This is a genomic window from Halomonas sp. BDJS001 (genome assembly GCF_026104355.1).
Taxonomy (GTDB): Bacteria; Pseudomonadota; Gammaproteobacteria; order Pseudomonadales; family Halomonadaceae; genus Vreelandella.
On sequence record NZ_CP110535.1, the window covers coordinates 373694 to 388342 of the forward strand.

The 14649-nt window shown below is 57.5% G+C and carries 11 protein-coding genes; 2 read left to right on the forward strand and 9 right to left on the reverse strand.

Translation table 11 applies throughout. The annotated features are described in order from the left end of the window. The first annotated feature begins 36 nt into the window (after positions 1 to 36). Entirely contained in the window at positions 37 to 2205 is a 2169-nt protein-coding gene (gene pnp / locus OM794_RS01950) for a polyribonucleotide nucleotidyltransferase (RefSeq protein ID WP_226250346.1), read from the forward strand. Positions 2206 to 2411: 206 nt separating this feature from the next. After that, positions 2412 to 3581 carry an MFS transporter gene (locus OM794_RS01955; RefSeq protein WP_226250347.1) on the forward strand — a complete coding sequence of 390 codons (1170 nt, stop codon included), beginning with the start codon at positions 2412 to 2414 and terminating at the stop codon, positions 3579 to 3581. 69 nt (positions 3582 to 3650) lie between these two features. Here OM794_RS01955 and OM794_RS01960 read toward each other — a convergent pair whose 3' ends face one another. From OM794_RS01960 to OM794_RS02000, 9 genes are all read right to left on the reverse strand, one after another. Beyond that, positions 3651 to 4829 (reverse strand): acetyl-CoA C-acetyltransferase, encoded by a 1179-nt coding sequence (locus OM794_RS01960; protein ID WP_088702202.1) that lies wholly within the window; start codon positions 4827 to 4829, stop codon positions 3651 to 3653. Between the two features lie 220 nt (positions 4830 to 5049). Continuing rightward, positions 5050 to 5430: an aspartate 1-decarboxylase gene (gene panD, locus OM794_RS01965; protein ID WP_088702203.1), complete on the reverse strand. Its 381-nt coding sequence runs from the start codon at positions 5428 to 5430 to the stop codon at positions 5050 to 5052. A 29-nt stretch (positions 5431 to 5459) separates the two neighbouring features. Beyond that, positions 5460 to 6323, reverse strand: coding sequence for a pantoate--beta-alanine ligase (gene panC, locus OM794_RS01970; RefSeq protein WP_226250348.1), 864 nt, complete (start codon positions 6321 to 6323; stop codon positions 5460 to 5462). Positions 6324 to 6420: 97 nt separating this feature from the next. After that, positions 6421 to 7212, reverse strand: coding sequence for a 3-methyl-2-oxobutanoate hydroxymethyltransferase (panB, locus tag OM794_RS01975; protein ID WP_088702205.1), 792 nt, complete (start codon positions 7210 to 7212; stop codon positions 6421 to 6423). 158 nt (positions 7213 to 7370) lie between these two features. After that, entirely contained in the window at positions 7371 to 7865 is a 495-nt protein-coding gene (gene folK / locus OM794_RS01980; protein WP_226250349.1) for a 2-amino-4-hydroxy-6-hydroxymethyldihydropteridine diphosphokinase, read from the reverse strand. Next, the gene (gene pcnB, locus OM794_RS01985) at positions 7865 to 9247 is read right to left on the reverse strand and encodes a polynucleotide adenylyltransferase PcnB (protein WP_226250350.1); all 1383 of its coding nucleotides are present in this window, start codon (positions 9245 to 9247) and stop codon (positions 7865 to 7867) included. Before pcnB ends, folK begins: the two co-directional genes overlap by 1 nt. A gap of 921 nt (positions 9248 to 10168) precedes the next feature. Beyond that, positions 10169 to 11557 carry a sigma-54-dependent transcriptional regulator gene (locus OM794_RS01990; RefSeq protein ID WP_226250351.1) on the reverse strand — a complete coding sequence of 463 codons (1389 nt, stop codon included), beginning with the start codon at positions 11555 to 11557 and terminating at the stop codon, positions 10169 to 10171. Beyond that, positions 11535 to 14483, reverse strand: coding sequence for an ATP-binding protein (locus OM794_RS01995; protein ID WP_226250352.1), 2949 nt, complete (start codon positions 14481 to 14483; stop codon positions 11535 to 11537). Before OM794_RS01995 ends, OM794_RS01990 begins: the two co-directional genes overlap by 23 nt. Further along, the gene (locus tag OM794_RS02000; RefSeq protein ID WP_007111811.1) at positions 14473 to 14649 is read right to left on the reverse strand and encodes a hypothetical protein; all 177 of its coding nucleotides are present in this window, start codon (positions 14647 to 14649) and stop codon (positions 14473 to 14475) included. The genes OM794_RS01995 and OM794_RS02000 overlap by 11 nt, the downstream gene beginning before the upstream one ends.

Consider the following 14649-nt stretch of genomic DNA (forward strand, 5'->3'; position numbering starts at 1 on the left):
AAACGACCTAAACGAATAGACAAGTAGATATTGATAATGCTGAAGGAAGTCGCTGTGAATCCGGTAAAGAAAACGTTCCAGTACGGTCGTAGCACCGTCACGCTCGAAACCGGGCGTATTGCTCGCCAGGCCACCGGCGCTGTCATGGTTACCATGGATGACACCGTTGTACTGTGTACCGTGGTTGCTCGTAAAGAGGCTAACCCGAGCCAACCCTTTTTCCCCCTCTCGGTACACTACCAAGAGAAAACCTACGCAGTGGGCAAGATTCCTGGCGGCTTCTTCAAGCGCGAAGGTCGTCCCACTGAGAAAGAGACGCTGACCTCGCGGCTGATTGATCGCCCGATTCGTCCGCTATTTCCCAAAGGCTTTATGAACGAAGTGCAGGTCGTCTGTACCGTTCTCTCCACCGACCGCAACCACGATCCGGATATCGCTGCTTTGCTTGGCACCTCGGCGGCGCTGAGCATCTCTGGCGTGCCGTTTAGTGGCCCGATTGGCGCAGCCCGCGTTGGTTTTAACGAAGACAAAGGCTACTTCCTCAACCCCACGGTTGAAGAATTGGCCACCTCTGAGCTGGACATGGTCGTCGCCGGTACTGAAAAAGCCGTGCTGATGGTTGAGTCTGAAGCTAAAGAGCTGCTTGAAGACGAAATGCTGGGCGCCGTACTGTTCGCGCACGAAGAGATGCAGGTTGCCATTACGGCGATCAACGAGCTGGTTGCCGAAGCGGGCAAGCCGCGCTGGGAGTGGCAGGCTGCCGAAGAGAACCAGGCGCTGAAAGCCGCCATGGCCGATGCCTTTGAAGCGAAAGTGGGCGATGCTTACCGCATCACCGACAAAATGCAGCGCCAGGATGCACTGGCTGAGCTGAAAGAGCAGGCGATTGAGCTACTGGCTGCCGACGAAGGCGAGCCGGTGAATGACAAATTCAGTCGCGACGAAGTGAAAGGTGCTTTTGCGGGCCTGGAGAAACGCGTGGTGCGTTCACGGGTTATCAAAGGCGAGCCGCGTATTGATGGTCGTGACAACCAGACCGTTCGCCCGCTGGCCATCGAAGTCGGTGTGCTGCCCAAAGCCCACGGTTCCGCCATCTTTACCCGTGGTGAGACCCAAGCGATTGCCGTGGCGACGCTGGGTACCCTGCGTGATTCCCAACTGATCGAGTCCCTGGAAGGCGAGCGTAAAGACCGCTTTATGCTGCACTACAACTTCCCTCCCTTCTCAGTAGGCGAAGCGGGCTTTATAGGTGGCCCGAAACGTCGTGAAATCGGTCATGGTCGCTTGGCGCGTCGTGGCGTCCAGGCGATGCTGCCATCCGAAGAAGCTTTCCCTTACACCATTCGTGTGGTGTCTGAAATTACCGAGTCCAATGGCTCAAGCTCCATGGCTTCTGTGTGCGGCTCTTCGCTGGCCTTGATGGATGCAGGCGTGCCGTTGAAAGCACCGGTCGCCGGGATTGCCATGGGCCTGGTGAAAGACGATGACGGTTTTGCCGTCTTGACTGATATCCTGGGTGATGAAGATCACCTTGGCGATATGGACTTTAAAGTCGCTGGTTCTGAAGAGGGCATTACCGCCCTGCAGATGGATATCAAGATCGAAGGCATCAATGAAGAGATTATGGAGCTCGCGCTGCAGCAAGCACTGACTGCGCGACTGAGTATTCTCGAGCAGATGAATGTCGTTATCAGCCAGAGCCGTAGCGATGTCTCCGACAACGCGCCGTCCATGGCAACGATCAAAATCGATCCGGACAAGATCCGTGACGTTATCGGTAAAGGTGGCGCAACCATTCGCAAAATCTGCGAAGACACCGGCGCCTCTATTGATCTCGACGACGATGGCACCGTGCGTATTTACGCGGAAGATAAAGCCGCCGCCAAGCGCGCCATCGACACCGTACTGGCGATTACCGCTGAAGCGGAAATCGGCAAGCTGTATAGGGGCAAGGTCGTGCGTATTGCCGATTTTGGTGCCTTCGTTAATATCATGCCGGGTACCGATGGCCTGGTGCACATCTCGCAAATCGTTGCCGAACGCGTTAACAACGTGCGCGACTTCTTGAACGAAGGCGATGAAGTGATCGTTAAGGTTCTGGATATCGACAACCGCAACCGCGTTAAGCTGTCGATGAAAGAGATCACCGAAGAAGAGAAAGCCGCTTTTACCGCGGAAGCAGCGGAAACCGAAGCGACGATTTAAATCGTAATCTAGGTTTCTGATACCGCCCTCGTAGCCTCTGGCTGCGGGGGCGTTGTTTTTGCTAAGAACTGTTTTTGCTAGGTAATGCTTTTGCTAGGTGCTGTTTTAGCAAAGCACTTTTTTGCTAGATACTATTTTAGCAAAGAATTGTTTTGTGATTAGGTATCGCTTTGTGCGCCGGGATTTAGACAGTCAGGGAGCAGCAGATGGAGCAGCAACAAGCGCCGCGTTGGTGGGCGGTGGTGGCCGTGATGATCGGCATTTTTTTACTGGTGACCGCTGAGCAGCTGCCGATTGGGTTGCTCTCTCAAGTGGCCGATTCAATGGGCGTTACCCCAGGCATGGCAGGCTTAATGGTCACCGTGCCCGGTGTGGTCGCTGCCTTTTCAGCCCCTTTGTTGCCGGTAGCGGTGGGGCGCTTGGACAGGCGCATTATGCTCACGGTATTGATGGCCGTAATGGTGGCCGGGAGTCTGCTATCGGCATTGGCCAGCAGCTTTATCCTGTTACTTGCCGCCCGCGTGCTGGTGGGGCTTAGTATTGGTGGCTTTTGGGCGGTGGCGGGCAGCATTGCCCCACGCCTGGTGCCAGAGGCTCAGGTGCCAAAAGCGATGACGATGATTTTTGGTGGTGTCGCGGCGGCCTCGGTGCTGGGTGTGCCACTGGGCACGCTGCTGGGGGATCTCAGCAACTGGCGAGTCGCCTTTGGGGCGCTGGGTGTCCTAAGCCTGTTAACGGCCGCTGCGCTGTGGTGTTGGCTACCACCGTTACCGCCACGGGAGCCTGTGCGGCTTAAAGTCCTCGCCCAGCAGTTTACAAATCGTGGCGTGCGGGTAGCGGTGTTAACCACGGCTTTTGTGGTGGTTGGCCACTTTGCTGCCTACACCTTTATTAGCCCCATCCTGCAAGAGATCAGCGGTATTTCCCAGCGCCATGTGAGCAGTCTGCTGCTGCTTTACGGGGCGGCGGGCATTGTGGGTAATATCGCGGCGGGTATGTTTGCCGGGCGGCACCCCTACCGCGCAGTGCTGGCGATTCCCAGCTTGCTGCTCCTTGTCGTGGCCGTATTTCCTTTGCTAGGGGTGCAGCCGAGTAGTGGCGTGATACTGCTTATGGTATGGGGCGCCGTGTTCGGCAGCGTCTCGGTCAGCATTCAAACCTGGATTCTACGCACCGCACCCAATACCGAAGCCGCTACAGCGTTGATGGCGTTTACCTTCAATATGTCCATTGGCCTGGGGGCGATGGTCGGCGGGCGTATCGTTGACAGTACTAGCCTACCCATCGCCATGTGGGCCGCATCAGGATTATTCCTGCTGGGGGCGCTGTTGGTACTAAGCACGCCAGCCAAGGTAGTTGGCCAGAAAACGCGTTGAACCAGGAGGCACAAAAAAATGCCCCCGTAAGCAGCGGGGGCATTGGTTTGGCGTTACCTCAGACAATAATCAAGGACGCTCGATAGCCAGCGCAACACCCTGACCGCCACCGATACACAGCGTCGCGAGGCCTTTTTTGGCGTCGCGGGCGATCATTTCGTGGAGCAGCGTGACCAGTACGCGGCAGCCGGAGGCACCGATGGGGTGGCCCAGGGCGATCGCGCCGCCGTTGACGTTCACTTTAGAGGTATCCCAGCCGAGCTCTTTATTGACGGATAGCGCCTGGGCGGCAAACGCTTCGTTGGCTTCCACCAAGTCCAGATCGTCCAGACTCCAGCCGGCTTTTTCCAGGCAGCGGCGGGTGGCCGGTGCGGGGCCGATACCCATAATGGCGGGGTCAACGCCTGCGTTGGAGTAAGCGGCGATGCGTGCCAGCGGCTCTAGCCCCAGCTGCTTGGCTTTTTCGGCGGAGCAGAGCATCACCACTGCCGCGCCGTCGTTGAGCGCCGAGGCGTTACCGGCGGTAACGGTACCGTCCTTCTTAAACGCAGGGCGCATGCCGCCAAGCTTCTCGGCGGTCACTTCCCGTGGGTTTTCGTCGGTGTCGAATACCACCGGATCGCCTTTGCGCTGGGGAATTTCCACCGGCACGATCTGGCCTTTGAACTTACCTTCTTTGATGGCGGCAGCGGCTTTCTGCTGTGACGCCGCGGCGAACTCGTCCATCGCTTCGCGGGTGATACCGTACTTCTCGGCTAAGTTCTCGGCAGTAATGCCCATGTGGTAGTTGTTGAACGCATCCCACAGGCCGTCGTGCACCATGGAATCAATCGCCTTCCAATCGCCCATGCGCTGACCGTTGCGGGAATTGGGCAGTACGTGAGGCGAAGCGGACATATTCTCCTGGCCGCCGGCCAGAATCAGCTCGGCATCGCCGCAGCGGATTGCCTGAGTGGCGAGATGCAGTGCTTTAAGCCCTGAGCCACACACTTTGTTGATGGTCATGGCCGGTACCGAGTCTGGCAGACCGCCCTTGATGGCCGCTTGTCGCGCTGGGTTTTGGCCAACGCCTGCGGTGAGCACCTGACCCAGTAGCACTTCGTCAACCTGATCGGGAGCAACGCCGGTGGAGGCGAGGATATCCTTGATCACCAGAGCGCCCAGATCGCTCGCGGGAATGCCTGCGAGGGAACCACCGAAAGCGCCCACAGCGGTGCGGCGTGCCGCAACAATGACTACTTCTTGCATAAAATGACTCCTGAAGTGATTAACAGACAGTCTGATGCCAGATGCCCGATAGGCCTGCTCTGTCAGCCGTTCTCTTTTATTCTTACTCTGTCAGCCGTCCCTTCAGCATAGGGGATGGTGATGCGTTGCGGCAATAAACCTTTATGGGCAAATAAAAACGGGCCAACATGTGGCCCGTCAGAAGAAAGCATTAGAGGTGCTAAGATTAGGCCAGTTGTGATCAGGCCAGCTGCACCGGGATAATATTGCTGGTGTGGCTGACGTGGTTGCCTTCCTGGAGATACACCAGCGCGGGCTGATGCTTTTCCAGCTCTGCTTCAGAGTAGTGGGCGTAGCTGCAGATAATGATCCGGTGGCCCGGCGCGGCGAGGTGGGCCGCAGCGCCGTTGATCGATATAAGCTTGGAGCCTTCCTCGCCGCGAATGGCGTAAGTGGTGAAGCGTTCTCCATTCTCGACGTTGTAAATCTGGATCTGCTCATTTTCACGAATGCCCGCCATATCCAGCAGGTCGCCGTCGATGGCGCAGGAGCCTTCGTAGTTGAGTACCGCGTGAGTGACGCGTGCCATGTGCAGCTTGGCTTTGAGCATGATGGTATGCATGTGAGTTCCTATTGTTACCCGTTGTTTGTTTATTCTCTGGCAGCGCTGGCCGGGAGTTGAACAGTGAGGTTGTCGATTAATCGCGCCGGGCCCAGCTTGGCGGCGACCAGCAGTACCGCATGGCGGGTTGCTAGGTTAATGGGGCCTAGCGTGGCATCGCGCAGTTCCAGATAGTCCAGCGTAAAGCCCGCATCATACAGCGCGGTATGGCCCTGGCGTAGTACCTTTTCGATAGGTTCCCCGCGCGCTAAGGCATCGCGAAGCGTACACAGCGTGCGATAAAGCGCAGGGGCGATTGCACGCTCCTCGCTACTTAAATAACCGTTGCGTGATGACAGTGCCAAGCCATCTTCTGCGCGCACGATGGGCACGCCGATAATCTCGATAGGCATATGCAGATCACACACCAGCTTACGAATCACCGCCAGCTGCTGGTAATCCTTCTCCCCAAAGCAGGCGACGTCTGGCTGTACCAGATTAAACAGCATGCTGACCACGGTGGAGACACCGTCAAAATGGCCGGGGCGTGAGCCGCCGCACAGCCCTTCGCCCACCACGGGCACATGCACGCGGGTCTGGGCGTCCAAGCCGTTGGGGTAGAGCGAGCTTACCGCCGGGGCGAACAGCACGTCGCAACCGGCTTTGATAAGCTGCGCTTGATCGGCATCAAAGGTACGCGGGTAGCCGTCTAAATCTTCGCCTGGGCCAAACTGCATCGGATTGACAAACAGGCTTGCGACCACAATGTCGGCGTGCTTGCGCGCGCAGGCGACCAGTGCCAGGTGCCCGGCATGTAGGTTGCCCATGGTGGGTACCAGGGCAATACGCTGGCCCCGTTGGCGGTAATCTCGCAGCGTGCTGCGTAGCTGATCAATATCTCGCAAAGTGCGCATAGTCGTTTCGTGTCAATAACAAAAAATGGGCGATAGTCGAGCTGTCTTAAAACGGCTGTTAAAAGCGGTTCTTAAAAACGGTTTTTAGAAACGGTGCTTAGAAACAGTGCTCTTGAGCCGGGAAGGCGCGGGTTTTGACGGCTTCGTGGTAGTGCTGGAAAGCCGCTTGAATGCTATCAGCCTCAGCCATGAAGTTTTTTACAAAGCGCGGCGTACGGCCATGGGTAACGCCAAGCACATCGTGCATTACCAGGATCTGGCCATCGGTATCCGGCCCTGCGCCAATGCCAATCACCGGTACATCCAGCGCAGCGGTAACCGCTTTGCCCAGGCTGGCAGGAACGCACTCGAGCAGAATCACCGAAGCGCCTGCCTCGACAAGTACTTTTGCGTCATTAATGATGCGTTCCGCATGAGCGGCATCGCGGCCCTGCACTTTATAGCCACCTAGCTGATGCACGGTTTGCGGGGTTAACCCAAGGTGTGCACATACCGGTACGCCGCGGCGGGTAAGTTCACGTATGCCATCGGCCATCCACGCTTCACCTTCCAGCTTGACCAGTTCCGCTCCCGCGCGCATCACGGCACCGGCATCTTCCAACAGGCGCTCGGTGGTGGCGTTGCTCATAAACGGCAGATCCACCATCAGCAGGCTGTGGCCTTTGCCACGTGCCGCGCAGCGGGTGTGGTAAACGATATCGTCAATGGTGACGGGGAGAGTGCTGTTATGGCCCTGTAGCACCATGCCCAGCGAATCACCGACCAGCAGGACATCAATGCCCGCCTGGCTTGCCGCGTGGGCAAAGGAGGCATCGTAAGCGGTTAGGCAACTGAACGTCTCGCCAGCCTGCTTATAGGCCTGCAGCGTGCTTAGGGTGACGGTTTTCATGGCGTGCTCTCATGTTTTACGTGAGGCCGCTGCGACATAGGCAGCCGACCATTATTGATGCTGCATCCCTGCATGCGCGAAGTGGCGTAACCGGTGATTGTTACCTGAATGGGGTGTCGGTGTCGAGATTTGTGTCAAAAGGTAGCGTTAGCCGCACACTAGGCGTTAGATAAGCGTTCCAAGCCTTGGTTTTCAACTTGCTCAAGCCATGTGGATAGCGGCTGTTGGAGCAGATCTAGAGAGGGGGCGATCTCGGCAAGGGGGAGCAGTACAAAGGCCCGGGCAGTCATTTGCGGGTGGGGGACGCGTAGCCGAGGCGTGTCGATAGCGTCGTTGGCGTAGAGCAGTAGATCCAGATCGAGCGTTCGAGGCCCCCAGTGGCGCTGGCGGCGGCGGCGATGCTGCTGCTCTAACGCCTGAAGCTGATCAAGCAGTGCCAGTGGCGAGAGGTGTGTCTCCAGCGCCGCTACGGCGTTGATAAAGTCCGGCTGATCCTGTGGGCCCACAGGGCGGCTGGCGTAGAGCGATGAGGCTACCACCAATCGACTTAGTGGTAGCATTGCCAGCTCGTTGAGGGCCTCGCGAACCTGCTCGATAGGCGACTCTAGATTGCTACCCAAGCCAATATAGGCGAGCTGGGGAGAAGCACCCACTACTCTGGCGCGCTCGGCTTACGGCGCCGTTTGCGACGACGATCACCCTGGCTGGCGGGGTCGCCACCCACTTTTTGCAGTAAGCGACGCTGTTCGTGCTCATCGCCGCGCTGAAATGCCGTCCACCACTCGCCTAAACCACTGGGTATTTCGCCTGCCTGTTCGCGTAGCAGCAGCAGATCATAGCCGGCCCTGAAGCGCGGGTGCTCCCGGGTTTGAAAGGCTTTTTTACCGCGCCGCTGGGGCAGACGCTGCTGTAATTCCCAAATTTCCCGCATGGGAATGCCAAAGCGCTTGGGGATCGAGGTGAACTCTAACTGACGAGAGACCACCTGCTGAGCTGCTGCTTGCAGGGCGGGAATAGGGGGCATGCCCTCTTGCTCCAGCGCTTCCTGACGATGCTTGACCGGCGCCCATAAGAAGGCTGCCAATAGAAAGGCCGGGGTAACCGGGCGCTCTTCGGCGATACGTTTATCAGTGTTGGTCAGCGCCTGCTCAATCAGCTCTTCGGCCCAGGCGGCATCGGCCATGGCTTCTTCAGCCTCGGGGAACAGCATGCCAAACAGGCCGTAGTGGCTAAGCAGTCGGAAGGTGACCAAGCCGTGTCCCGACATAAACAGCTTGAGCACTTCATCGAATAGACGTGCAGGAGGAATCTGCAGCAGCAGCGGCGCCTGATCGTACATTGGCGCTTCGGTGGCGGGGTCTAGCGTAAAGTCGAGCTTAGCCGCAAAGCGCACCGCCCGTAGCATTCTGACCGGATCTTCGCGGTAACGTGTCGCCGGATCGCCAATCAGACGCAGGGTGCGGGTCTTGATGTCTTCGGCACCATTGGCAAAATCGGTGATGCTGAAATCGGCGATATTGTAGTAGAGCGCATTAACGGTGAAGTCGCGGCGCAGCGCGTCCTCTTCAATATTGCCCCACACATTGTCGCGTAGCAGTAACCCTTCATCGGACTGGTGGGCAATGTGATCGCCATGCTCGTCTTGGGGTTTGCCACGGAAAGTGGTGACCTCAATGACCTCGCGGCCAAAGCGCACGTGGACAATCCGAAAACGGCGGCCAATCAGGCGCGAATTACGAAATAGATCGCGAACCTGCTCGGGAGTGGCGTTGGTGGCGACGTCAAAATCCTTGGGCATCTTGCCAAGCAGCGCATCGCGTATGCAGCCGCCTACTAAATAGGCGTCGTAACCGGCACCGCTAAGGCGATAAAGCACTTTTAACGCGGCATCACTAATATGCTGGCGAGAAACAGGGTGCTCGGACCGAGGGATGTTGCGCGGAGCAAGGGCGCTGGTGCTGCTCTCTTGGGGATCAAGCAAGGTTTTCAATTGCTCCCCCGGGCTGTGTAGGAAACGGGTAAATCCTTTAAACATGCGACGATTTCAACTCGCAGGATACGAAAAAATGGTCGTAAACATAGTCGTTAGAAAACACTTCAAACGAGTACTGAACATAAACCACGAATGGCTGAGTGTAGCCGACCCTCTATGGCTTGCAAAGAGCGGCTTGCAAAGCACTTGACGCCAGCGCGTGATGCTCACAGCCTTTTGCATCGAGTTTTATAGTGGACAGACACGGAAAGGGGAGGCTAAGAGAGCCTCCCCTATCAAGCAATCAATCAGCGTCCGTGCTGCTATTTTTCTTCATGATGGCACATCGCCCTGAATACGCACCACAGTCGGTAGGCGTGAGGAGCACGGTAGTTCCGACCGCCTCGTATTCAAAACAATAATCCAACCGCGAACTTTTCTCCCCCCGGGGAATTATTATTGGCGCCGGGGTGCACACACTGACAGCTATTGTTGTTGTTAGGATGCCGAGTCACGTTGTACGTCGCGTCCTTATCGGGCCACTTGCTGCTTTTATTATTGTTCGCTGCGCCTGTGTTGCCTGCGCAAGCAAGTAATGAGATTCAAGCCTGTTGTTTTTATTAGTACCGTTATCTCTACCTGGCCCTGTTGTTCTTGTTGTGGCTCAGGTGGGGGTGAGGTCATGTTGTTTTTATTGGCGACCTACCGCTATGCCCAGTTTGTTTTTCTTACCCAGTAATACTGCAGACCCTGTGCCACCTATTTAATAAATTATAAATTTCAGAAGGTTGGAGTTTTTTAAGTCACCGCGGAACTTTGTAGCGCGAGAAGTGTTACCCCTTTTGCGTCCGTTTGTGCGCGGTGTTGTGTGGGAAGGTAACAGTGCCTGGGTAGCGTCAGGCAGGATATTTCTTATCTAAATCAGTATATTAGACGATAGTCGTAAGTGTGTGATGGCATGAGCGGATAGCATTGCCCAGGGGGTTAGCCTGGGCGACGGGCGGTTTTTTTGCGCGGTATCCCCAAACGTTGGCGCCGCTCCCAGAGGTTTTTACGACTAATACCCAGTTTTTGTGCCAGTTCGGTCTCACTCATTTGGTCTTGGTGCTCAAGCACAAAGTGCTGGAAGTAATCTTCTAAAGAGAGGTCGTCTTCATTCTCTTCGGCGTTTTTATCCCCGCTGCCACTGCTAACTGAGGCATTAACGGGCGGTGTATGGGGGCGAGGGGTAGCCGGTGCCAGTCCCAGATCATCCGGGTGGATCAGATGTCCTTCGGCAAGAATTACCCCGCGCTCAAGGGCATTCTCCAACTCGCGTACATTGCCCGGCCATGGGTAGTCGCGCAGATCCTGACGGGCTGCGCGGGATAGGCGCAGCCCCGTGCGCTCGTGCCGTTTACACGCTTTGTCGAGCAGGATGTCAGCGATCTCAAGCACGTCATCCTCACGCTCGCGCAGGGGAGGCAGCTCGATCTGCATCACGTTCAGGCGGTAGTAAAGGTCGAGGCGAAACTCGCCGGTTTTCGACAGCGCCCGCAGATCACGGTGAGTGGCCGCAATGAGACGGACGTTAACGTGGCGGGTTTCGACCGAGCCGATTTTGCGGATTTCACCCTCTTGCAAAACGCGTAGCAGGCGTGCCTGGGCATCCAATGGAAGCTCGCCAATCTCATCCAAAAACAGCGTGCCGCCATCAGCGGCTTCGACTAACCCGGTGCGCGCAGCGCTGGCGCCGGTAAAAGCGCCTTTCTCATGACCAAACAGTTCGGATTCGATCAGCGTTTCAGGAATCGCTGCACAGTTGACGCAGATCAGCGGTGCCTTGGCGCGTTTGCTCTGCTGGTGAATAGCGCGTGCCACCAGTTCTTTACCGGTGCCGGACTCGCCGAGAATCAGTACGGTGACATCGGCGGGGGCGGTTTTACTGATGCGGGTGTAGACCTGCTGCATGGCGACGCAGTTGCCGATCATGGTTTGTCGGCTGCCGCCTGCATCGGTGATATCCGGCGGAGGGCTCTGTTGCATGGACTGCTTATGCAGGATCCGCTCAACGGTTTCAAGCAGCTCCGCGTGGTCAAAGGGCTTGGCGACATAGTCCACCGCGCCTAGTTTGAGTGCTTCTACCGCCGAGCGCATGCTCGCATAACTGGTCATGATCAATACCGGTACGGGCACGGCTGCCGCGATCAGCGTCGTGCCCGGTTCGCCCGGTAGGCGCAGGTCGCTAATAATGAGATCGAAACCGGTGAGCTCAAGCTGGCAGGCCTCCTCAGCGCTGCCTGCTTCGCTGACCGTATAGTCGTGACGTTCCAGCAGCCGCTTCAATGCGCTGCGAATAATCGCTTCATCTTCAACAATCAGAATCCTGGGCATGGGTTGGCTGATCATCCTGTTGGTAAAGCGGCAACCATAGCGTAATGGCCGTGCCGCGAGGCTGTCCCGGGGGTGGCGAGGCCACGTCTATTTTACCCTGGTGCTCATTGATAATCTGGTAGGCCAGAGAAAGGCCCAGGCCGGTGCCCTCGCCGGCGGGTTTGGTGGTGGTAAAGGGCTCGAATAAGTGGTCTCGTACCCGTGGGTCGATGCCCTGACCGTTATCGACTATCCGCCACCAGGCAAGCTGCCCTTGGCATCCTGCGGTAATGTGAACTTCTCCTCCCAGACCACAGGCATCCCTGGCATTACTGAGCAGATTGACCATCACTTGTGTTAATCGCTGGGCATCGCCACGCACCACCACATCGTCGGGTGTCTCATTGGTTAGGATAACATCCTCTCCCGAGCGGGCGAGATGGATCAAGTGCAGTGCGTCTTCGCTAATCGATGCAAGCGCCACCGGCGAGGCGGGCAGCGGCACCGACTGGCGCCCCCCATGGGCAAAGCCAACCAATGAGTTAACGATTTTGGTGACCCTTTGAGTAAGCTGCTGGATTTGGTCGGCGGTCTCCAGCAGGGCAGGATCGTTGGTGTCGTAGCGGAGATTTTGCGCCAGAGATGAGATGCCGGTAATCGGGTTACCAATTTCATGGGCGACCCCGGCGGCTAGCTGGCCGATAGAGGCGAGCCGCGCGGCATGCACTAACTCATCTTCCAGCCACTTCATTTCGGTGTGGTCTTCAATCAGGATGACGCTGCCGCCACGGCTGTCATTGCCGCTGAGAATGGCTTTGTGCAGGGTCAGGAAGTAGTCCCGGCCGTGCAGCGCCACCGCTTGCTTGTAGAGCGGGCCTGGCGTGGCATCTAACGCGCTGCCCAAGAGCCTGGGCCAGGGGGCTGGCAGGCTATCGCGGCGTGAGCCGATCACACTTTCACCGCTAATTCCCGAGAGCTGCGAGAGCGCCTGATTCCACATCAAGAGCTCATCGTCATCCCCCAGAACGCACAGCCCGACAGGCAGATAGGCCAGGGTTTGCCGGTGGTGACGGCGCAAGCCGTCGAGCTCACGGGCTAGCCCTGTTAGTCGCGAGCGGTAAGCTTCCAGTCGACTCTCGACAAAGTGAATATCGTCGGTTTCCGGGGTGTCGTCATGGCGGTAGGGCAGGTAGCGATCGACGATGTCCCGAGCCACTGAAGGCCCCATCAAACCAGACAAGTTTGCCTGAATTCGGTCACGTAAGCGGCGCAGGGCATAGGGGCGGCGCTCCTGGGGCGTTAAGTTGAGCGCTTGCAGGGCCCTGTTCACTTCGCGGCTGGCTGCTTCATCGCCGAGTGCGTGGGCTAAGTGGGTAGAAAAGTCGCTGGCCGTGGCGGCTTCCAGTGGAAAGCGTTTGGAGCGGATAACGGCATCCACCGAGCACGCCTCTGCGGCGGACTGCTCACCTTCAGAAATACGCGTGAACAGCGATATCACAATCAGCAGCAGGATATTGACCGCTAACGACAGCAACGTGACGTTGTACCAAACCGGTGCACCAGTGTCGGTAAGCGGTGTAATGGGTAGCGTCGGTACGGGGAGCGAAAACATAAGCGGCAGCCAAAGGCCCCATAGCCATACGCCGACACCGGCGATCAGGCCAATCACCATGCCTTTACGGTTAGCTCCCGGCCAATAGAGCAGTGCCAGCATGCCGGGCAGGCACTGAGCCATGCCGACAAAGGCGGCTAACCCCAAGCCGATGAGGCCATGATGGCGCCCCACCCATTGGTAAAACACCCAGCCGCCGATAATCACCGCGACCACGAGCCCACGGCGTAGCCACAGCAACCAGCCGTAGAGATCACTGCGTGCTTCCGGGGGCCTCGCTACCAGCACAATATGATTAAGCACCATGCCAGAAAGCGCCAACGCAATTATAATCATGGTGCCGCTAGCGGCGGCTAACCCGCCGATAAATGCCACTGCCCCCACCCACCAGTGCTCGCTCATTAGGTAGGCGGCATAGGCGGCGATGGGAATGTCAGGGTTGATCGATTGTGCCGCCCACCAAATCAACGGCACGGGCAGCGCCATGAGCAGCAGAAACAGCGGCAGCGTCCAGCTTGCTTGTAGCAGGGTGTGCCGCGATAGACTTTCTGAAAAACTGATATGAAACAGATGCGGCATCATGAAGGCTGCGGCAAAAAACAGCAGCAGCAGGGTGCGCCACTGAGCAGGGTCAAGTTTGGGCGTCTGCTGCTGGAGGATTGCGCCAGGGCCTTCCAGCCAACGCTGTAAGTCGCCGGGGCCGTCAAACACCATCCACATGGCAACAGCCCCTAGTCCCAGCATCGCCAGCAGCTTAACAATCGATTCAAACGCGATGGCGCTTAGCAGGGTATCGTGGCGGCCATGAGACTGGCTGTGGCGGGCGCCGAAAATCACCGCGAAAGCGGCGATTACCGCGCAAAAAAGCAGTGCAACGCTGCCCCCCGCTTGGCTGACGGTGATGATATTGATGGCTTCGCTGAGGGTTTGTACCTGAATACCGAGTAGGGGCAGCACTGCCAGCAGACTGACCAGGGTGACCAGCGTGCCCGCCCAGCGGGAGCGAAAGCGAAAAGCAAACAGATCCGCCAGCGACGTTAGTTGATAGGTGCGGGTGATGCGCTGGATAGGCACGAGTAGCACGGGGGCCAGCAAGAAGGCACCCGCTGCGCCCAGGTAGTAGGCGAGGAAGCCAAACCCGGCATGGGCGGCCATTTCCACGCTGCCGTAAATCGCCCAGGCGCTGGCGTAAACCCCCAGGGCAAGGGTATAGACAATGGGATGGCGGGTAATGCGCACCGGTATCCAGCCGCGTTCTACTACAAAACCGCAGCCAAACAGCAGCGCTAAATAGCCCAGCCCCAGCAGTAGGACACCGACTATCTCAACGTTCATCAAGCTTCCTCTTCTGCTCCAGCCAGAGGGTTAACGCAATTAAACCACCCCAAATCGCAAAGGGCCGGTACCAGGCGGCCTCCGGGTCGCTCCAGCCATTCATCAGTAGCGGAGAGAGCAGATAGCCACCAAACACCAGAAACAGCATGATGCGATAGACGTACAT

What these genes read in the sequence shown, in the direction of transcription:
- OM794_RS02000 (WP_007111811.1), bottom strand. Translation starts at nt 14,649, where the DNA reads ATGTACGTCTATCGCATCATGCTGTTTCTGGTGTTTGGTGGCTATCTG.
- OM794_RS01960 (WP_088702202.1), bottom strand. Translation starts at nt 4,829, where the DNA reads ATGCAAGAAGTAGTCATTGTTGCGGCACGCCGCACCGCTGTGGGCGCT.
- panC (WP_226250348.1), bottom strand. Translation starts at nt 6,323, where the DNA reads ATGCGCACTTTGCGAGATATTGATCAGCTACGCAGCACGCTGCGAGAT.
- pcnB (WP_226250350.1), bottom strand. Translation starts at nt 9,247, where the DNA reads ATGTTTAAAGGATTTACCCGTTTCCTACACAGCCCGGGGGAGCAATTG.
- OM794_RS01955 (WP_226250347.1), top strand. Translation starts at nt 2,412, where the DNA reads ATGGAGCAGCAACAAGCGCCGCGTTGGTGGGCGGTGGTGGCCGTGATG.
- panB (WP_088702205.1), bottom strand. Translation starts at nt 7,212, where the DNA reads ATGAAAACCGTCACCCTAAGCACGCTGCAGGCCTATAAGCAGGCTGGC.
- pnp (WP_226250346.1), top strand. Translation starts at nt 37, where the DNA reads ATGCTGAAGGAAGTCGCTGTGAATCCGGTAAAGAAAACGTTCCAGTAC.
- panD (WP_088702203.1), bottom strand. Translation starts at nt 5,430, where the DNA reads ATGCATACCATCATGCTCAAAGCCAAGCTGCACATGGCACGCGTCACT.
- OM794_RS01995 (WP_226250352.1), bottom strand. Translation starts at nt 14,483, where the DNA reads ATGAACGTTGAGATAGTCGGTGTCCTACTGCTGGGGCTGGGCTATTTA.
- OM794_RS01990 (WP_226250351.1), bottom strand. Translation starts at nt 11,557, where the DNA reads ATGCCCAGGATTCTGATTGTTGAAGATGAAGCGATTATTCGCAGCGCA.